General features: G+C 65.1%; 12 protein-coding genes, 1 pseudogene and 1 riboswitch. Of the genes and pseudogenes, 4 read left to right on the top strand and 9 right to left on the bottom strand.

From position 1 onward, the window contains the following. Positions 1–74 precede the first annotated feature (74 nt). Both argA and lysC read left to right on the top strand, forming a co-directional pair. A complete protein-coding gene (gene argA, locus J9893_RS13790) occupies positions 75–1,403 on the top strand; it encodes an amino-acid N-acetyltransferase (protein WP_010674364.1) in 1,329 nt (442 codons plus the stop codon). Between the two features lie 109 nt (positions 1,404–1,512). Continuing rightward, positions 1,513–1,737, top strand: a riboswitch (Lysine riboswitch). An 87-nt stretch (positions 1,738–1,824) separates the two neighbouring features. Further along, positions 1,825–3,177, top strand: coding sequence for a lysine-sensitive aspartokinase 3 (gene lysC / locus J9893_RS13785; protein ID WP_052814901.1), 1,353 nt, complete (start codon positions 1,825–1,827; stop codon positions 3,175–3,177). A gap of 114 nt (positions 3,178–3,291) precedes the next feature. Here lysC and J9893_RS13780 read toward each other — a convergent pair whose 3' ends face one another. Then, complete coding sequence (locus J9893_RS13780) at positions 3,292–4,386, bottom strand: hypothetical protein (protein WP_210599981.1); 1,095 nt, start codon at positions 4,384–4,386, stop codon at positions 3,292–3,294. 251 nt (positions 4,387–4,637) lie between these two features. On the opposite strand from J9893_RS13780, the gene J9893_RS13775 reads away from it, so the two are divergent. Beyond that, positions 4,638–6,908 carry an LTA synthase family protein gene (locus J9893_RS13775; protein ID WP_052814902.1) on the top strand — a complete coding sequence of 757 codons (2,271 nt, stop codon included), beginning with the start codon at positions 4,638–4,640 and terminating at the stop codon, positions 6,906–6,908. A gap of 479 nt (positions 6,909–7,387) precedes the next feature. Here the strand turns inward: J9893_RS13775 and J9893_RS13770 are convergent, their stop codons facing one another. From J9893_RS13770 to J9893_RS13745, 6 genes are all read right to left on the bottom strand, one after another. Further along, positions 7,388–7,705 carry a heavy metal-binding domain-containing protein gene (locus tag J9893_RS13770; RefSeq protein ID WP_010674360.1) on the bottom strand — a complete coding sequence of 106 codons (318 nt, stop codon included), beginning with the start codon at positions 7,703–7,705 and terminating at the stop codon, positions 7,388–7,390. 379 nt (positions 7,706–8,084) lie between these two features. After that, entirely contained in the window at positions 8,085–9,377 is a 1,293-nt protein-coding gene (locus tag J9893_RS13765; RefSeq protein ID WP_041215407.1) for an NAD(P)/FAD-dependent oxidoreductase, read from the bottom strand. Between the two features lie 74 nt (positions 9,378–9,451). After that, complete coding sequence (gene ycfP, locus J9893_RS13760) at positions 9,452–9,991, bottom strand: alpha/beta hydrolase YcfP (protein ID WP_005331594.1); 540 nt, start codon at positions 9,989–9,991, stop codon at positions 9,452–9,454. A gap of 184 nt (positions 9,992–10,175) precedes the next feature. Then, positions 10,176–11,984 carry a M3 family oligoendopeptidase gene (locus J9893_RS13755; protein ID WP_111896732.1) on the bottom strand — a complete coding sequence of 603 codons (1,809 nt, stop codon included), beginning with the start codon at positions 11,982–11,984 and terminating at the stop codon, positions 10,176–10,178. Positions 11,985–12,062: 78 nt separating this feature from the next. Then, positions 12,063–13,853, bottom strand: a complete 1,791-nt coding sequence (locus tag J9893_RS13750; RefSeq protein WP_052814904.1) for a M3 family oligoendopeptidase — start codon at positions 13,851–13,853, stop codon at positions 12,063–12,065. A gap of 169 nt (positions 13,854–14,022) precedes the next feature. Beyond that, positions 14,023–14,934: a DUF808 domain-containing protein gene (locus tag J9893_RS13745; protein ID WP_210599980.1), complete on the bottom strand. Its 912-nt coding sequence runs from the start codon at positions 14,932–14,934 to the stop codon at positions 14,023–14,025. Positions 14,935–15,140: 206 nt separating this feature from the next. Here J9893_RS13745 and J9893_RS13740 point away from each other — a divergent pair, with 206 nt between their 5' ends. Continuing rightward, a complete protein-coding gene (locus tag J9893_RS13740; RefSeq protein ID WP_210599979.1) occupies positions 15,141–15,743 on the top strand; it encodes a DUF924 family protein in 603 nt (200 codons plus the stop codon). Between the two features lie 54 nt (positions 15,744–15,797). Here the strand turns inward: J9893_RS13740 and J9893_RS22080 are convergent. Next, positions 15,798–17,412, bottom strand: a pseudogene (locus J9893_RS22080) (methyl-accepting chemotaxis protein). Between the two features lie 248 nt (positions 17,413–17,660). Continuing rightward, complete coding sequence (gene secF, locus J9893_RS13730; RefSeq protein WP_029314368.1) at positions 17,661–18,575, bottom strand: protein translocase subunit SecF; 915 nt, start codon at positions 18,573–18,575, stop codon at positions 17,661–17,663. Between the last annotated feature and the right edge of the window lie 65 nt (positions 18,576–18,640).

The raw sequence follows: 18,640 nt of genomic DNA, 5'->3' as shown, positions 1-18,640 counted from the left end.
CGATATTTAGTCTTGATTTGTGAATTTATTTTCATATATTGGGCAAATTGCTGCTTTTTTATGGAATGAAACACGTGCGTGAACGCGAACCCAGCTTGGTCCATGCCTTTCGGCAATCCACCCCTTATGTCAATGTGCACCGGGGTGCCACCTTCGTCCTGATGATCGGCGGGGAAGCCATTTGTCACCCCAATTTCGCCAACATCGTCAGCGACATCGCCCTGCTGCAGACCTTGGGGATCCGCCTGGTACTGGTGTTTGGTTCGCGTCCGCAAAATGACGAGGCCCTGGCCCGCGCCGGCATCCAGGCCCAGTATCACAAGCGGATCCGGGTCACCGACGATGCCAGTTTCGCCATCATCAAGCAGGTGTGCGGCGGTCTGCAATACGACATCACCGCCCAGCTCTCCATGGGGCTCGCCAACACACCCATGCAGGGGGCCCGCATCAGCGTGGTGAGCGGCAACTTCGTCACCGCCCAGCCGCTGGGTGTGGATGACGGCATCGACTTCTGCCACAGCGGCCGGGTGCGTCGCATCGATGTGGAGGGGATCACCCGCCAGCTGGATCAGCACGGCCTGGTGCTCATCTCCCCCATTGGCTGCTCGGTCACCGGCGAGAGCTTCAACCTGAGCTCGGAAGAGGTAGCCCGCCGGGTGGCGGTGGATCTCAAAGCCGACAAGCTCATCTGCTTCAGCAGCACCCAGGGGGTAATGGACAGGCACGGGGAGGCCATCTCCGAGCTCTTCCCCGAGCAGGCCGAAGAGCTGCTGGTGGCGCTGGAGCAGGCGGGGGAAGAGATGTCAGGCACCGCCCGCTACCTGCGCGCGGCCATCGCCTCCTGCCGGGGTGGCGTACCCCGCTCCCACCTGGTGAGCTATCAGGACGACGGCGCCATGCTGCAGGAGCTGTTCAGCCGCGAGGGGCTGGGTACCCAGATCGTGCGCGAAAGCGCCGAGCGGGCCCGGGCCGCCACCATTGAGGACATCGGCGGCATCCTGGATCTCATCCGTCCGCTGGAAGAGGAAGGGATCCTGGTGCGCCGCTCCCGGGAGCAGCTGGAGATGGAGATAGACAAGTTCACCATCATCGAGCGGGACGGCCTCATCATCGGCTGCGCCGCGCTCTATTGCTTCATGGAAGAAGCCATGGCCGAGATGGCCTGCGTCGCCATCCACCCGGAGTATCGCAACTCCAACCGGGGAGACACCCTGATCGCCAAGGTGGCCGAACGGGCCAGGCGGCTCGGCATCCGTCGCCTGTTCGTGCTCACCACCCGCTCCATCCACTGGTTCCGGGAGCGGGGCTTCGATCCCCTGGAAGTCGAAGATCTGCCGGTGGAGCGCCAGCGCTTCTACAACTGGCAGCGTCGCTCCAAGGTTTTGTCCAAGACCATTTCGTAACTGATTGATCTTGTGCCTGGTTACCGTCAATTTTGTTCTTTTTTACGAACTCGATTGACAGTGCAATCCAGACCAAGGTATTTGTACATGCACGCCACCTGTCACAGGTGGCACCAGAAGAGGAGCGCTGCCCAGGCAGCCCAGGGGAGGACACCAGTGTCCGGTGAACTTGGGTCAGGGGGAGCAGCGCCGAGACGAGGCGAGTGACTGGACACCGCCACGTCGGCTGCGGGGGCTGAATCCCCCGGGTTGTCATCGGTAGTGGTCATCCCACACCGCGCCCCACTTGGGGCGGGTACGGGATGGGCTCTGCAGGTGGAGTGCTTCTGGCCGGGATCCTCGCGTTTTCCTGCCATTTTTTGCCTCCTCCTCTCTATTTGCCCGATGAAACCGGATTTTCACCTTGAGACAGGAGTATGCAATGAACCCGATCAATGTCGCCAAGTTTGGCGGAACCAGCGTCGCCAATGCCGCGGCCATGAACCACTGCGCCGACGTGGTGCTGGCCAATCCGGCGACCCGGGTGGTGGTGCTGAGCGCCAGCGCCGGCGTCACCAACCTGCTGGTGAGCCTGGCTCAGGGTGAACTGGACGAAGCCGGACAGGATGCCCAGCTTGCCAGGCTTGCCGACATCCAGCTGGCCATTCTGGCCGCCCTTGGCAACCCGAGCGACGTGAGCGCCCTCATCCATGCCCAGCTCGGCGACATTCGCACCATGGCCCGTCAGGCCAGTCAGCACACCGACGCCGAACTCGCCGATCGCCTCATCGCCTGCGGCGAGCTGATGTCCACCCGTCTCTTCACCGAACTCCTGCACCAGCGCGGGGTCAAGGCCCAGTGGCAGGATGCGCGCCAACTGCTGCGCACCGACAGCCGCTTTGGCAAGGCCACCGTGGATCTCGCGGCGACTCGCGCCCTCTGCCAGCAGGCGGTGGGCCCGTTGCTGGGTGACAGCCTGGTCATCACCCAGGGCTTCATCGGTGCCGACGGCGATGGCCGCACTACCACCCTCGGCCGTGGCGGCTCCGACTACAGCGCGGCCCTCCTGGCCGAGGCACTGGACGCTGGCAGCATCGAGATCTGGACCGACGTGCCCGGCATCTACACCACGGATCCCCGCCTGGTTACCCGCGCCCGCCCCATCCCCGAAATCAGCTTCGTGGAGGCGGCGGAGATGGCCACCTTCGGCGCCAAGGTGCTGCACCCGGCTACCCTGCAACCCGCGCTGCGCCAGGACATCCCGGTGTTCGTGGGCTCCGCCAAGGATCCCGCCGCCGGTGGCACCTGGATCCGCGCCACCACCCGCAGCAACCCGCTGTTCCGGGCCGTGGCCCTGCGCCGCCAGCAGGTGCTGGTGACCCTGCACAGCCTCAACATGTTCCACGCCTACGGCTTCCTGGCCGAGGTGTTCGGCGTCCTGGCCCGTCACCGCATCTCGGTGGATCTCATCACCACCTCCGAGGTGAGCGTCTCCCTGACCCTGGATCACACCGGCAGCCAGAGCAACGGCGAACCCATCCTGAACGACAAGGTGCTGGCGGAGCTCGGCCAGCTGTGCAAGGTGGAAGTGGAGACCGGTTTCGCCCTGGTGGCGCTCATCGGCAACCGCATGAGCGAAGCGGCCGGGGTGGGCAGCCAGGTGTTCGACGCCATCCGCGAGCACAACATCCGGATGATCTGCTACGGCGCCAGCGCCCACAACCTCTGCTTCCTGGTCAAAGAGGACGAGGCGGGCCACATCGTCAACTGCCTGCACCGGGAACTGCTCGACTGAGTCGCCCCGGCGCTGGCACACCACAAGCCTCGTCCGCCCCATCACCCGGGGCGGCCTTCCCCACTCAGCAAAGAGGGGCGCCGCGGCGCCCCTCTTGTCACTCTTCTTTCACCATCAGCTGGTGACCAGGGTGGCCCGGGTGGGCAGCAGATTGGCCCGGCTCTGCTCGCGCAGCCCTCCCAGCCGTTGCAGCAACCCGGCCTGACCGAGCCCCGCTTCGTCAGGGGCCAGATTGTCCACCAGGGCCGGGAAGTGCTCCCGTACCGCCTGCTCCAGCCAGTCGAGACGGCGCAAGGTGAGCGGGCCGCAGCTCTTGCCGCTGAGGTCGTCCAGGATGTCGAGCCGATGGCTGCGGTACATGTCGCGCCACCAGTTGGCCGCCAGCGCCTCGTCGCTTGCCAGCGCCGCACTCCACTCCCCCACCAGTCCCTGCATCCGCGCCAGCACGGGGGCGCTCGCCCCCTCCCGCGACAGGTATTGCAGCTCTCCCCTGGCCCAGGCGAGGCAGAGCTCGCGCCAGCGGCGAAACAGCGGCAAGGGATCCGCCTCGTCCAGCCAGAGCCCGGAGAGGGTGCGGGTTTCCAGCCGCTCAGGCACGTGGAAGTCGGGATCGGTGAGGCCGTTGGAGTTGAACTCGTGCAGGGGATCGAAGGGCCACATGTAGCCAAAATCGAACACCGAGATATGCTGGCCGTCATCCAGCAGGTTGCCCGGGCTCGGATCCCAGTCAAACCAGCCCCAGCGGGCCAGCTCCGCCTCCACCGCCAGCATCTGCGCCAGGTTGCGCTCGCAGAGCGTGCGCACCGGCTCCCCCCGCAACCAGGGGGAGACCAGCACCCCGGCCCGGGCGGAGCCGAAACTGGTACAGACCACGTTGGAGAGGATGGTGGGGTGCAGCTCCCGCAGGCTCTCTATCTCCCGACGCCGCTCCAGCTCGGTGAGAAAGGCGGTCTTGCCGTCCACATTGGCCACCAGAGAGTCCTGGCGGCAGCGTTTCAGGCACCAGTGGTGCCCCTCCACCTTGAGATGGAACACCTCGGCGGTGAGCCCGTGACCGTAGACCTTGACGACGTCCGGGTGATCCTCGGTCAGCCGGACGAGCTGGGGCAGCGGCAGGGGGCAGTCCCGCTCCCGCCCGATCCGGATCTCTTCTTTGCTCTCCAGCATCTGGAGCAATCTGGCCTGACGCGCCGCAACTTTGGGATTCATACATGTACCTCCAACCGTTACTGAGAGACTAAACAGCGCCCCCCTCCCAGACCAGCAGCAAAGGCTCATGATGACGCTTTCATCACAGAATGAGTGCCCCTGGCGGATCGGGATCACAAATTGCTTCACAGTGCTCATCACGGAATATTCATCTTGTTGTCATCAAATTGACATCAAGGAACAAGCCACGCACCATCGGGTCAAAATAGAGGCAGTCGTCGCTGCCATGACCGCTCCAAGGATGAGCCCTTATGAATGCCCCCGTCACCGGCCACCGCCCCGCCTCCCAGCCCCTGGCCGGGCTGTTGCTGGGTCTGCTGACCGCCCTGCTGCTGCTGACCCTCGCCCTGCCGCTGCTCAACCCCGTCAGCTGGCTCGGGCGTGCCGCCCCCCTCATTCTGGGCCCGGCGGATCAGCCCATCGCGACCCTCAATCGCTACAGCCTGCTCTACAAAAGTGACAACCGGGGCTTCTATCTGGTGGTGCGCAGCCAGTGGCAACTGCTCAAACCCCTGCAGGAGGGAGACAAGGTGCGGGTGGAGCTGCTCAACGACAAAGGGGTGCGCATCGATCAGCTGAGCCAGGCGGTGGACAAGCGCCAGAAGTGCCGCAAGGAGCGCTGCACCCTGAGCCTCAACAGCGCCCTGCGCGCCCCCGACGACGCCCTGGACAGCCGCTACCAGCTGCGCATCGGGCTGCTGCTGGCAGACAGGCCGGAGAGCGCCGAATACAGCCAGATCCTCCAGACCCTGCCGGAGCGCGGTTTCAACCTCCTCTACCTGATGACCAGCCTGCTGCTGGTGCTGCTGGTGAGCGCCGCCGTGCTCAAGACCCTGCTGCCGCGGCTGCGCCGAAGCTACCGCGCCCGGGTGGCAGGCAGCCTGCTGCTCGGCAACCTCACCTTCGTGCTGCTCCACGGCTTCGTGGTGTTCAAGCTGGGGGAATTCCTGTTCTGGTCGGGCTTTCGGCCCGAGCACTACTACCTCGCCTGGGGCAGCATGGTGCTGGGCTGGAGCCTCTGCGCCCTCGCAGGCTTCAGCCTCTATATGGGGCTGCTCTTCACCGCCCTCTCGGGCATCGGGCTGCTCGCCAACTTCATGAAGATCGCCATCTACGGGGTGCCGCTGGGGGGGGACGATCTGGGCAACCTGCTGGCCCTGCTGCACATCCTGCTCGATCAGCACCCTGTGGTGCCGGTGCTCGTCGTGCTGGGGCTCCTCTTTCTGGTGTGGCGCTTAGCCCTCTCCCGCTGGATCCTGCGGGGCTTGCTGCGCACCACCGCCGCCACCGCCGCCTTCTTCGCCCTCTGCGTGTTCGCCACCCAGACCGGCAACAAGCTGCTCGGGGCCAACATCCGCTACGTGGACAGGGCGGTGAACTACCACAGGGACATCATCCGCGCCGGCCCCGGCCTCTACCTGTTCAACCTGGTGGACGAGATGCTGCAAAGCGGCAACGTGTTTCGCTACCCCTTGCAGATCAACGAGCGCACCCCGGAGCTGAGCCTGCCCGCCCAGCCCAGGGCTCCCAGCTTCGATCTGGTGATCGTGCTGCAATACGAGTCGCTCTGGCTTGACTGGCAGGGCCGTCTCTGCGCCCCCGCCCCCATCTTGAGCCTGCCCGCCAGCGTGGCCCAATGGCGCAAGACCATCCACTCCCCCACCACGGGGGGCATGACGGTGCTGGCGGAGTTCGAGATGAACACCGGCCTGCCGGTGGGCCTGCTCAAACAGGGGGTGGTGCCCTACTACTACCTCTCGGACAAGGTGCCCGGCCTTGCGCGCAGCGCAGCCCAAAGCGGCTACCAGACCCTGTTCGCCCACCCCTATGTGGAGAAGTTCTGGGGCCGCGCCAAGGCGATCCCGGCCCTCGGCTATCAGGAGCGCTGGTTCGATACCCGCTTCACCGCCCTCGAGCACAAGGGGCTCTACATCTCCGACGATGCCCTCATCGATCACCTGCTCAAACGCAGCAACCAGGACGATCAGCCCCTGTTCGCCTACGCGGTCACCATGCAGGGGCACGGCCCCTTCGACGGGGATCGCTACCGGGCCCAGCAGCGCAGCGGCGCCTGCCCGGATCAGAGCCCGGCGGATACCCAGTTGCTCAACACCTACTACACCGGGGTGGTGGATGCCATGGCCTCCCTGGAGCGGCTGCTCAAGACCCTGGACAACTCCGGCAAGCGCTACCTGGTGGTGGCCTTCGGGGATCACCAGCCCTTCCTGATGTCGGCGGGCAAGGGTATCCACGGCACCAAACCGCCACGGGATGCCAGCTACCAGATCCCCATGATGGCCTTCACCCGGGCCGGGGACGGGCTGGATCTCGCCCGCCAGTTCGGCCCGGTGCGCCAGCTCTACCAGATGGGGCAGGCCACAAGGCAACTGCTGGCGGGGGACCTCACCCCCATCCGTGACCAACCCCTGCTCCACCCGGTGCTCGGGGAGGAGAAAGGCTTCGACCCCTCCCCCCTGGTGCCGCAGATCCGCGCCAGCTTCCGGCCCGATGCATTGCCCTGATCGATTGAGACACGAGGGACACAGATCCTTGCAACACCTTCCGGGCCGATGCCCTGCCCTGATCCGCAGCGAACTAGCAGGCGACAAAGAGGTCGCCCGGGCGACCTCTATTTATGGGCGGGATGCGAGTACAGTGCCGCCTGCACCTCGCCATGTTGGTCCCGACCTGGGCTCTGCGACCCCTGACAGGTCATTTTTTGTTTAGATATATCAAACGATAACTCATTATCGAATAGCAAAATTGAACAACTTTGCCGACCTTCAGGCCCTGTGCCCCCCCATGTTCCCGCACCTTCTCCGGGCCGGGCCATTTTCTCCCTCATTCCCGGCCAGCCCAGAGCCATCGGAGCGTTCGATACGTTCAGGCCTTGAGCCCCACTCACTTGCGCCCACCTTTGCGCGTCACACCCAGCAAAAAGCCGACCTCGGGGTCGGCTTGTGACGGGGCGTTTGGCCATGCAGGGCCGGGCACTGGCGGGCTAGATCACCACGGCGGTGCCGCTGATGCTGACCATCAGCATGCTGCCGTTCTGGCCCACCACCTCGTAGTCGATGTCGATGCCCACCACGGCGTTGGCCCCCAGCGCCTGGGCACGCTCTTTGAGCTCCTCGAAGGCGATCTCCCGGGCCCGGGCCAGCTCTTTTTCGTAGGCGCCGGAGCGACCGCCGATGATGTCGCGGATGCCGGCGAACAGATCCTTGAAGATGTTGGCGCCGAGGATGGCTTCGCCCACGACGATGCCACGGTACTCGCGAATGGTCTTGCCTTCCAGGGTGGGGGTGGTTGAGAGGATCATGAGGTCTCCTGTGAGTTGGGCTGGGTGCGCGAAGCACCGTTGCCGTCATGGTAGCAAGGCGCTGGCCAAAGCATAAGCCCGGCGTGGTCAGGGGCTTCAAGCACAGCGTCCGCCAGGTTCATCAAGGAGCCATCCATAGGGCCTGTGTCGTGCCACTTTCCCCCGCACAGCGACCTTGGGCTCCGGTGCTGGGGAGAGGGCTTCCGGGCCACGATGAAAGCGGGGCCTTGATGATGCAGACACGACGGCAGCTGCACCGGCCCTCTGCGTCTTCGCCCTGAACGGCGGCAGGCGCTGCCAGGAGCGCCCCGCGTCGGCCATAAAAAAAGGAGAGGCAAGCCTCTCCTTTCTGATGTTCGCAGCGGCAGCCGCCATGCACTCAGTGCAGCTTCATGCTCGGGCGCAGCACCCGGTTGATGCGGCCCACCAGCATGATGAGGCCGGTCTTGATGTAGCCGTGCAGGGCGACCTGGTGCATCCGGTAGAGGGAGATGTAGACCAGGCGCGCGATGTAGCCCTCCACCATCATGGAGCCCCGCATCAGGTTGCCCATCAGGCTGCCCACGGTGGAGAAGCGGCTCAAGGAGACCAGGGAGCCGTGGTCGTGGTAGCGGTAGGGCTTCATCTCGCCGCCGTTCATCTTGGCCAGGATGTTCTTGAACGCCTGGGTCGCCATCTGGTGGGCGGACTGGGCGCGGGGCGGCACGAACTTGCCGTCCGGCTGCGGGCAGGCGGCGCAGTCGCCGATGACGAAGATGTTCTCGTCCCGGGTGGTCTGCAGGGTCTCGTGGACCACCAGCTGGTTGATGCGGTTGGTTTCCAGGCCCGCGATCTCCTTCATGAAGTCCGGCGCCTTGATGCCCGCGGCCCACACCATGAGGTCTGCTTCAATCAGCTCCCCATCCTTGGTGTGCAGGCCCTCGGCGGTGGCCTCGGTGATCATGGTGGCGGTGCGCACGTCCACGCCCAGCTTCACCAGCTCCTGATGGGCGGAGCCGCTGATGCGCTCCGGCAGGGCCGGCAAGATGCGGGGGCCCGCTTCCACCAGGGTCACCTTGAGGCTGTCGGTGGTGAGGTTCTTGAAGCCGTAGGCGTAGAGCTGCTCCACCGCGTTGTAGAGCTCGGCGGAGAGTTCGACGCCGGTGGCGCCGCCGCCGACGATGGCGATCTTCACCTTGTCACCGGGCTGGTATTCGGTGGCGAACTGCAGGAAGCGGTTCATCATGCTGTTGTAGAAGCGGTGTGCCTGGGAGGGGCTGTCCAGGAAGATGCAGTGATCCTTGATACCCTTGGTGTTGAAGTCGTTGGAGACGGAGCCGATGGCCATCACCAGGATGTCGTAAGCCACTTCCCGCTCGTTGACCACCAGGGCGCCGCTCTCGTCGTGGATGGGGGCCAGCACGATGCGTTTCTCGTCGCGCTTGATGTCGGTCAGGCTGCCGAGCTGGAATTCGAAGCCGTGGTTCTTGGCGTGGGACTGGTAGCTCAGGGCGTCGATGCCCGCATCCATGGAGCCGGTGGCCACTTCGTGCAGCAGGGGTTTCCACAGGTGGGTGCGATTGCGATCCACCAAGGTGATCCTGGCCTTGTTCTTCTTGCCCAGCTTGCGGCCCAGGCTGGTCGCAAGCTCGAGACCACCGGCGCCACCGCCTACAACGACAATATTCATCATGATGATTTTCCTTGGTTCCTCAAAACGAAAGGGAGCCATTGGCTCCCTAAAACGAAATCGGTTGACGTGATGGCTCAGGCTTCTTTGAAGGCCTTCATCCGTTGCAGATGGTGCGAGATGTTCTTGAACTTATGGGTCTCGCGCTCATCCCATACGATGTCGTAATAGTTCTTCAATTCACGTTCAGTGTCCCGATTATCGCGGATTTCATCCTGAACGGAAAGGATGCACAGGCAGTTTCCTGAATTTTTATTACGAAATTCGGTTACACACTTGGTGCCGATGTCCTCGTACTCCTCCGGCCTGTCGATCTTGCCCTGCATGTTCTCTTCCGGGTGCAGATTGGGGTTGAAGACCACCTGCTTGATGCCGCACAGAAACCCGATCCGCTCGCTCCAGTAGCCACCCAAGCCCACGCCGCAGATGAGAGGTTTGGGATCGGTGCTCATGTCGAGCTGCTTCTTCACTTCCTTGAGCAGATGGCTCATGTCGTGGCGGGGGTGAACCGTGCTGTAGTGCACGAAACGCACATCATCATCGATAAACTGCAACTGCAGCACTTTTTCATGATTGCCGGGGCTGGTGGCATCAAAGCCATGCAGATAGATGATCATGGACAAGACCTCAAAAACTGTGTCGGTTCTATCGAAACTACCCCAGCGACAGGGCCTTGCGCCACCAAAACATCCCACTTTCTTGCTTTGGATCACGCCCCTTCGGGCCACCAAACCGCGCGTCGGGGCCGCTGTGGCAGCGCCATGCCCCGGCGGGACATGGCGCAAACCGGGTCTGGCGAGGTTAACTGCCGCACTGGGCGAAGCGCGCCACCGCCGCTTCCACCAGGGCCAGGCTCCCCTGCCAGAAGGCGGGTTTTCGAATGTCCTGCCCCAAATGCCGTTCGACCAGTTCTTCGGCGCTCATGCGACCTGTGTCTCGCAGCAGGGCGCGGTAGGCCTTCGCCACCCCCGCCTCCCCTGCGGCCTGGCGGCTCATCAGCTGCTGATAGACCCCGAGGCTGAACAGATAGCCAAAGAGGTAGGGGTAGTTGTAAAAACCGAAGCCCGCGATGGAGAAGTGCGCCTTGGCGGCCCAGAACAGGGGGTGATAGCGGTCGAGGCTCTGCTCGTACCAGCGCCCCCAGGCCTCGTCGGTGAGCCCCTTGAGCCGGGCCGACGACACATAGCCCTGCTCGCGCTCGGCCACTAGGGCCCGCTCGAAGTCGAAGCGGGCCGGGATGTTGACCAGGAAGGTGGCGGCGCCATCGGCATCCGCCCAGGCGATGGCCAGACGCTCCTCGGCGCTTCGGGCCTGCTCGTAGAGGGCGCTGCGCACCAGGGTCTCGGCGAAGATGGAGGCGGTCTCCGCCAGCGTCATGGGGTAGCTGCGCTGGCTCATGGGCAAGTCGCGGATGAGCCAGTTGTGCCAGGCGTGACCGAGCTCGTGGGCCAGCGTGATGACGTTGTCCATGGTGCCCGCATAGGTGATGAAGACCCGCGGCTCCACCGGCTCGGCAAACTTGGTGCAATAGGCCCCGGTGCGCCGGTTGGGGGTGGGGGCGGCATCAATCCAGCCGCGCTCGGCCATCATGCGGGCAAAGTCCCCCATCTCGGGGTCAAAGCGCGCGAAGGCCTGGGCGATGATGTCGACCGCCTCCTCGAAGGGGATCTCCCGGCGGCTGGCGGCAGGGGGCGGCGCAAAGAGATCCTCCGGCCCCAGCACCTCGAGGCCGAGGTGACCGGCCATCAGCCCCAGGGCTCGCTGGCCCAGATGGCGGGCCTGCCAGGTCTCCGCCATCAGGGTATCCAGGGTCGCCCGCTCGATGTGGCTCTGGTGGCAGGAAACGTCCAGGGCATCGAGGCGCCGGTGTTTGCCGCGCTGGCGCGAGAGCTCCAGGCGCCAGCCGTTGAGGGCGTTGAGGATGGCTGCCACCGTCTCCTGCTCCCCTTCCCAGCCGGCGCTGATGGCATCGAAGGCCTCTTTGCGCAGGGCCCGATCCGGGCTGGAGAGCAGGTTGCTCGCCTCCGCCAGCCCCATCTCGCGACCCGCGATCACCAGCCTTATCTTGCCCACCAGATCGTTGTAGAGGTTGCCCCAGGCGTGCAGGCCGTCGGTGCCAAGGCCGATGACCAGCTGCTCCGCCTCCACCGGCAGCCGCTGATCCTGCAGGCGGCGCTCGTGGCGCAGCCGGTACCCCTCCTCCCCGAGCAGGGGGTCGGCCATCAGTTGCTCAAACTCGGGCGCAGGCAACCCCAGCATCAGATCTTCGATGGGGGCAAGCGTCTTGAACAGGTCCGCATTGAGGGCACGGGCCCGGGAGGCAACCTGCTTGGCGAGGGGATCCCGGGCGTCCTGGCTCCCCTTGCAGGCGGCCAGCACGGCGATGTTCCAGCCGATGTCGCGAATGCGCCGGGCCCGCAGGCGTACCTCCCTGAGGAAGTCCTGCAAGGCGCCTGGGGTGCGCGGAACCTGGGCCAGTCCCTCGATAAAACCGCTCAGCTCGGCCAGGCTGGCGCGGGCCAGGCTCATGTCCGCCTCGAGGACACAGCTGTCGAGGGAGGGGTAGATGTGATCATTTTGCCACTGCTGTGGATAGACTCGTTGTTGCATCGAACGCTCATCGTCAGGGACGGGCATCGCCCGTCGTGAAATCCAGGAGGCCAGAGCCACCACCTTCGCGGGCAGGCTTCACACCAGCCGCTCGAGGCGCACCACCGCCTCTTCCACATAGCGCAGGCTCTCCTGCCAGAACCCGGGTTCGCGGATGTCGACCCCCAGGTGCTTCTCCACCAGCGCCTCGGCGCTCATGCGGCCGGTATCTCGCAGCAGGGCGCGATAGGCGGGCACAAACTCGCCCCCGGCCCGCGCATGCTGGGCATAGAGCCCCAGGCTGAAGAGATAGCCAAACAGATAGGGGTAGTTGTAGAACCCGGACTCGGCGATGGAGAAGTGACCCTTGCTGGCCCAGAACAGCTCGTCATACTGGCTGAGGGCGTCACCATAGCACTGCTGCTGCGCCGATTTCATCATCTCCCGCATCTGGCTCGCCCCCACGTAACCCGCCTCTCGCGCCGTCACCAGGGCGCGCTCGAAGGCAAAGCGGGCGGGGATGTCGAGAAGCAGGCTCGCGGCCCGCTCCCCGTCCAGCCAGGCGATGGCCCGGCGCTGCTCCACCTTGTCGGTGGCGGCCAGCAGGGCATCGCGCACCAGGATCTCGGCAAAGAGGGAGGCGGTCTCCGCCAGCGTCTTGGGGTAGCCCCGCTGTTCGAAGGGAAGATCCCGCAGCAACCAGCTGTGCCAGGCGTGGCCGAGCTCATGGGCCAGGGTGATGACGTTGTCCATGGTCCCCTCGAAGGTGAGGAAGACCCTTGGCTCGGGCGGATCGGCATACTCGGTGCAATAGGCGCCACTTCGCCTGTGCTCGCTCGGGGCGGCATCGATCCACCCCTTGTCGGCCATCATGCGGACAAACGCCCCCATCTCGGGATCGAAGGCGGCAAAGGCCTCCATCACCAGATTCAGCGCCTGCTCGAAGCCGAACTTGCCGTGCACGGCCTGGGGCGCCGGGGCAAAGAGATCCCAGGGGGCGAAGTCGGTGATCTGCTGGGCACAGGCCATGGCCCGCAAGGCGCGGCGCCCGAGCTCCCTGTGCTCCCCGGCCGCCGCCATCAGGGTCTCCAGGGTCGCGTCCGTGATGTGTTCCTGATGGCAGGTGAGCTCGAGGGCATCCAGCCTGCGCTCCTTGCCGCGCTGGCGGCCGAGCTCGTTGCGCCAGCCGTTGATGGCGTTGAGAATGGCGGCCACCGTCTCCTGCTCCGCCTCCCAGGCGCCCTGGATGGCGTACCAGGCACTGGCGCGCCGCGCCCTGTCCGGGTGGGCGAGCAGGTTGTCCGCCTGGGCAAGCCCCATGGGCACCCCCTCCACCACCGGCAGCAGCCGCCCCACCAGGTTGTCGTAGAGATCCCCCCACCCCTGCAGGCCGTCCACCGCCAACCCCTCGATGAGCTGCTCGCTCTCGAGCGAAAGCCACTGATCCTGCAGCGCTCTGTCGTGATGGATCTGGTAGGCCAGCTCGAAGAGCTCGGGGTCTTGCAGCAGGGTGCGCACCAGTGACTCGGGGGCGCGAACCCAGAACAGGTCCACCGGCTTGCTGCGCTGGGCCAAGGTCGCCTCCAGCTGCTGGCCCCGGGAGAGCAGTACCCGGGCCTCCTCGTCGCGCCCGTTCTGGCTCAGCCGGTTGTAACCATAGACCTGGCTGTTCCAGGCCAGGGTCTTCACCCCGTTGGCCTCGCGGCGGATGGCCCGCAACAGGTGGCGCAGGGCATTGGCATCCGCAACGGGATGGGCGGGATCCGGCAGGTCCGCCAGGAGGGCGTCAAGTCGGGTGAGGGCGCGGGCAGCCTCCTGGAAGGCGGCCTCGATGGCAGGATCGTCGGGGGCGGCATAGATGTGATCATCTCGCCAAACGGGTGGTTTCATGGTTGTCCTTGTCTGTTTGCGTCCATATCGGGTCACCCCGCCTCTGCGGGCGGGTGAAACCGGATAGTACGAAGGGGGCCAGGCACTTGCCTAGCCCCCATTCGAGGCAACCGGCAGAAGAGCGCCCCCGGGTGCGACGGCCCCTGTCGGCCCTCCCCCGACAAGCGACCTATTTGGCGGGCTGAAGCTTGCTCACCAGGGTCATGGCCACCACCAGCACCAGCCCTGCCACCACGCCGGCCAAGGCGCTCAGCAGGGTGGGCGTCACCACGGCCAGTACCCCGCCGACCCCGGGCAGGGCGGCCACCGTGTCCGCCGTCCCTTCGATGAGATGATGGAGGAAGGGCCAGCCATGGACCAGAATGCCGCCGCCGACCATGAACATGGCGATGGTGCCCACCAGGGCAAGCAGGTGCATCAGACGGGGCGCCGTCACCAGCAGCCCCTGCCCCACCGCCCGGCGCACGGCGCCGCCATCGGGCTTTTGCAGCAGGTGCAGACCGATGTCGTCGAGCTTGACGATGAGCCCCACCAGGCCATAGACCCCGACGGTCATCAGCAGGGCGATGCCCGCCACCACGGCGATCTGCAGGCCCAGGCTCGACCCCTGCACGGTGCCGAGGGCGATGACGATGATCTCCGCCGAGAGGATGAAATCGGTGCGAATGGCCCCCTTTACCTTCTGGCGCTCATAGGCCGCCAGATCCTCGGGCACCGGCGCCGTCTGATGCGCCTCTTCCTCGTGGGGCAGGAACTTGTGGACCAGCTTCTCCGCCCCCTCGAAACAGAGGTAGGCCCCCCCCAGCATCAGGAGCGGGGTGATGAGCCAGGGGATAAGAGCACTGATGGCGATGGCGGCAGGCACCAGGATGAGCTTGTTGCGAAACGACCCCTTGGCCACCGCCCACACCACCGGCAGCTCACGCTCGGCCCGCACCCCGGAGACTTGCTCTGCATTGAGGGCGAGATCGTCCCCCAGCACCCCGGCCGTCTTCTTCGCCGCCACCTTGGTCATCAGGGCGACATCATCGAGCACGCTGGCAATATCATCGAGCAGGGTCAACAAACTGGCTCCGGCCATATCTGGCATTCCTTCTATTGAGTGGGACACATCCGGGCTGCCCCGGTCAGGGTGATGAGGGGGTCAGGGGACCACGGGCCCATCCGGGGATCACCCTTTGGGGCAAAAGATGGCACAGTGTAACGGGAAGCCGCCACGGCGGCAGCCCCCCATGGCAGATCCCCTGCTCCGTTTTCACCTCACGGCCACCGGCCCAAGGAGTTCCCATGCAACCCTGGCAACCTCTGCTCGATTTCTGGTTTGGCGATGACGCAGACGACGCTCCCCGTGCCGCCCGTCAGGCCTCCCTCTGGTGGGGCAAGAGCAGCGAGACCGATGCCCTGCTGGCCTCACGCTTCGGCGAACTGGCGGCCCGTGCCGCAGCGGGCGAGCTCGCCCGTTGGGAGGACGATCCCGCAGGGCGCCTGGCCCTCATCCTGCTGCTGGACCAGCTGCCGCGAAACCTTCACCGCCACACCCCCGCCGCCTTCGCCCAGGACGACAAGGCCAGGGCGCTGTGCCTCAAGGGGCTCACCCTCGGGGTCGACAAGGGGCTCTCGCCGCTGGCCCGGGTCTTCTTCTATCTGCCCCTCGAGCACGCGGAGTCCAAAGAGCAGCAGGCCAGAAGCGTCGCCCTGTTCGAGGCGCTGGCCGACGAGCAGGCCACAGGCCCGGCCCGGGCCACCTTCGAAGGCTTTGCCGACTTTGCCCGGCGCCACCAGGTGATCGTCGATCGCTTTGGCCGCTTCCCCCACCGCAACGCCATCCTGAGCAGGGCGAGCACGGAGGAAGAGGCCGCCTTCCTGCAACAGCCCGGTTCGGGGTTCTGACATAAAAAAATCCCCGCCATGGGCATGGCGGGGAGAGAACAACCGATCCGCACCTCACTGGATGCGATAGCGGGAGATCTGCTGGTGGATATTCTCCGTGGTCACGTTCAGCTCCTCTGCGGCGGCGGAGGTCTCCTCCGCCGTGCTGCTGGTCTGCTGCACCACCTGGGCTATCTGCTCGACCTGGAGGGCGATGGATTCCGCCGCCGAGGTCTGCTCGCGGATGGCCAGGGTGATCTCGCCGACCTGATCCATGACGCGATGGGAGGCCTGGCGGATCTGGGTGATGATGGCCCCGCTTTCCGTCGCCATGGCCACCCCTTGCGCCACCTTCTCCTCCACCAGGACCATTCTGGCCACCGTGGCCTCGGACCCTTGCTGGATAGCCTCCACCGTCCTTGAGATCTCCTGGGTCGACTGGGCCGTCCGCTCCGCCAGCTTGCGCACCTCGTCGGCGACCACCGCAAAGCCGCGTCCCTGCTCACCGGCCCGCGCCGCCTCGATGGCGGCGTTGAGCGCCAGCAGGTTGGTCTGCCCCGCCACATCGTTGATGACGTTCACCACCCCACCGATGCGGGAGATCCCCTCCCCCAACGCCGTCACATCGCGGGAGGCCTGACGAATGGCGTCGGCGATGTCGTTGATGGCGAGCACAGTGCGCTCTATGGTGGCCCCGCCGTCACTGGCGAGCTTGCCGGATTCATTGGTGATGCGGCTGGTCTCCTGGGTGCGCTGGGAGATGTCCGTGATGCTCACGCTCATCTCCTCCACCCCGGCGGCGATAAGGCTGGTGGCGTCATTGGCCTGACTCGCCGACTCCGCCATGTGCTGGGCCGCCTGGGAGAGGGACTCTGCCGTGCTCTTGATCTGCAGGCTGCCCACCGAGAACTCGGTGAAGGTCTGCTGCAAGGTGTCCAGCAGGCGGTTGACCGCCGTCAGCGTCTGGCCGATCTCGTCCTGCTGGCTCACATTGGCCCGCAGGGTAAAGTTCAGGTCGCGCTGGATCTCGGACAGGGTCGCCATGGCCAGACGGAGGGGATTGGCGACCTGCCTGAACAGCCAGAGAAAGAGCACCAGCGTCAGGGCACCCGTGCCCACCGAGATGAACAACAGGGCCTGCATGCTGCTATCGGCATTCTGCTCGCCTCGCAGCTTGACGGCGTCACCTTGCTGGATGTTGAAGTGGACGTGCTTGTCGATGGCCTGGGAAAGCTGCTCAAACAAGGGGGCAAGCTCCGTGTCGATCGCCTCTCTGGCCTCCACATTCTTGTTCTCGCGGGACAGGCGCAGGACGTCTTCCGAGGCCTTGCCGTACTGGGCAACCAGGCGCCGATCATCGGCGACGAGCTGCCTGTCCTCCTCATTGGAGATCATCCCGCTTTCATACTGGCTCAGCAGGGCGTCCATCTTGGTGTGAAGGGATGCAATGCTCTATCTGACTCATCTTGCCGTCGTCGGTGTTGAGCACGTGCGCCTGGATCAATGAATGCAGGGCGTAGAAGTCTGTCTGTATCTCCTTGATCGTGGAAATGCTGGGGACTGTGTTGTCTGTTACATAGCTGAGATCCGCATGGGCGGAGGAGAGTCTGCTGATACTGAACCAGCTGAGACACCCCAGGGCCAGCATGACCAGCAGGGCAATGAGTTGAAGCCGACGAGCGATATTCATGAGTGCTTACTCCATCCATAGACTCCCTGCCAGTGTAGCCGATGCGGGCCCCGAAAATAGCGCCTAAAACATGCATTTCATTACACTTTTCAACTTCTGCTCGGCCGCATCACACCCGCCGCCCCAACCCGGCCTTCGGGGCCGCCGCCCCCTCTGGCAGAATGGAAAAAGGAAGGCATTCGCCTTCCTTTTTTGCCCGGGGCGGCCGCACTGGCCGCCCATGAGCCCCGTGACGGGGCGCTCGGCGGTCACGCCGCCTCGGCCAGCTCCTCCTCTTTTTTCTGGTAGGCCTGGGGGGAGAGCCCCAGCAGCTCCTGCACGGTGGAGGCCACCGTGATGGAGGAGAGCGTCCCCACCAGGATGCCGGCGAACAGGGTGAAGGAGAAGCCGTAGAGGGCGTCGCCGCCGAACAGGAGCAGGGCCCCCACGGTAAAGAGGGTGGTGCCCGAGGTGATCATGGTGCGGCTGAAGGTGGCCTTGATGGCCACGTCCGAGCACTCGTGGATCCCCATGCGGGTACGCGACCCCAGCAAGTCCCGCAACCGGTCCGAGATGACGATGCTGTCGTTGAGGGAGTAGCCTATCACCGCCATCAGGCCCGCGATGACGTTGAGGTCGAACTCGATGTCAAAGAGCGCGAGCAGCCCGATGGCCACCAGACCGTCGTGCAGCACCGACACCAGGATGCCGATGGCCTGGCGCCACTCGAAGCGCACCGCCAGGTAGGCGGAGATGGCGAGCGAGGCCACCAGCACCGCCAACATCCCCTGCTGGAACAGCTCCGCGCCCACCTGGGGCCCGACGATGGTGGTGCGCAAGAGCTCCACCGGCAGGGCGAGTTGCTGCCCCAGCATGGTCGCCAGATCTTCCGCCGCCCAGGGCAGCGCGTGGGGGGGCAGCTTGATGAGCCACTCGCCGGGCACACCGGCGCCGTGCAGCTCCACCACCCCCGCCAGGGGCGCCGTCAGCAGGGCGTTGAGCTCATGGGCCTCCTTCAGGGTCTGGATGCGAAACTCCAGCAGGATCCCGCCGGTGAAATCGAGCCCGAGGGCGAGCCCTTTTGTCGCAAGGACGGCCACACAGGCCAGGGTCAGCAGCACGGAGGCCCACAGCCCGATATAGCGCCAGCGGGTCAGCCCCATGGCCAGGATCATTCTCAGCATTGTTCTTCCCTCGACGTCAGGTGGTTCAGACTTCCCGGCAGGAAGTGGTCGGTGCGCAGGCCATA

It is taken from the genome of Aeromonas sp. MaB10011B (assembly GCF_017939325.1).
Classification (GTDB): domain Bacteria; phylum Pseudomonadota; class Gammaproteobacteria; order Enterobacterales; family Aeromonadaceae; genus Aeromonas; species Aeromonas caviae.
This window is presented reverse-complemented; position numbering and strand designations above follow the sequence as displayed.

Bases quoted from the DNA above. Each gene is read 5' to 3' on its own strand.
- lysC (WP_052814901.1), top strand. From the start codon at position 1,825: ATGAACCCGATCAATGTCGCCAAGTTTGGCGGAACCAGCGTCGCCAAT.
- J9893_RS13780 (WP_210599981.1), bottom strand. From the start codon at position 4,386: ATGAATCCCAAAGTTGCGGCGCGTCAGGCCAGATTGCTCCAGATGCTG.
- J9893_RS13775 (WP_052814902.1), top strand. From the start codon at position 4,638: ATGAATGCCCCCGTCACCGGCCACCGCCCCGCCTCCCAGCCCCTGGCC.
- J9893_RS13770 (WP_010674360.1), bottom strand. From the start codon at position 7,705: ATGATCCTCTCAACCACCCCCACCCTGGAAGGCAAGACCATTCGCGAG.
- J9893_RS13765 (WP_041215407.1), bottom strand. From the start codon at position 9,377: ATGATGAATATTGTCGTTGTAGGCGGTGGCGCCGGTGGTCTCGAGCTT.
- ycfP (WP_005331594.1), bottom strand. From the start codon at position 9,991: ATGATCATCTATCTGCATGGCTTTGATGCCACCAGCCCCGGCAATCAT.
- J9893_RS13755 (WP_111896732.1), bottom strand. From the start codon at position 11,984: ATGCAACAACGAGTCTATCCACAGCAGTGGCAAAATGATCACATCTAC.
- J9893_RS13750 (WP_052814904.1), bottom strand. From the start codon at position 13,853: ATGAAACCACCCGTTTGGCGAGATGATCACATCTATGCCGCCCCCGAC.
- J9893_RS13745 (WP_210599980.1), bottom strand. From the start codon at position 14,934: ATGGCCGGAGCCAGTTTGTTGACCCTGCTCGATGATATTGCCAGCGTG.
- J9893_RS13740 (WP_210599979.1), top strand. From the start codon at position 15,141: ATGCAACCCTGGCAACCTCTGCTCGATTTCTGGTTTGGCGATGACGCA.
- secF (WP_029314368.1), bottom strand. From the start codon at position 18,575: ATGCTGAGAATGATCCTGGCCATGGGGCTGACCCGCTGGCGCTATATC.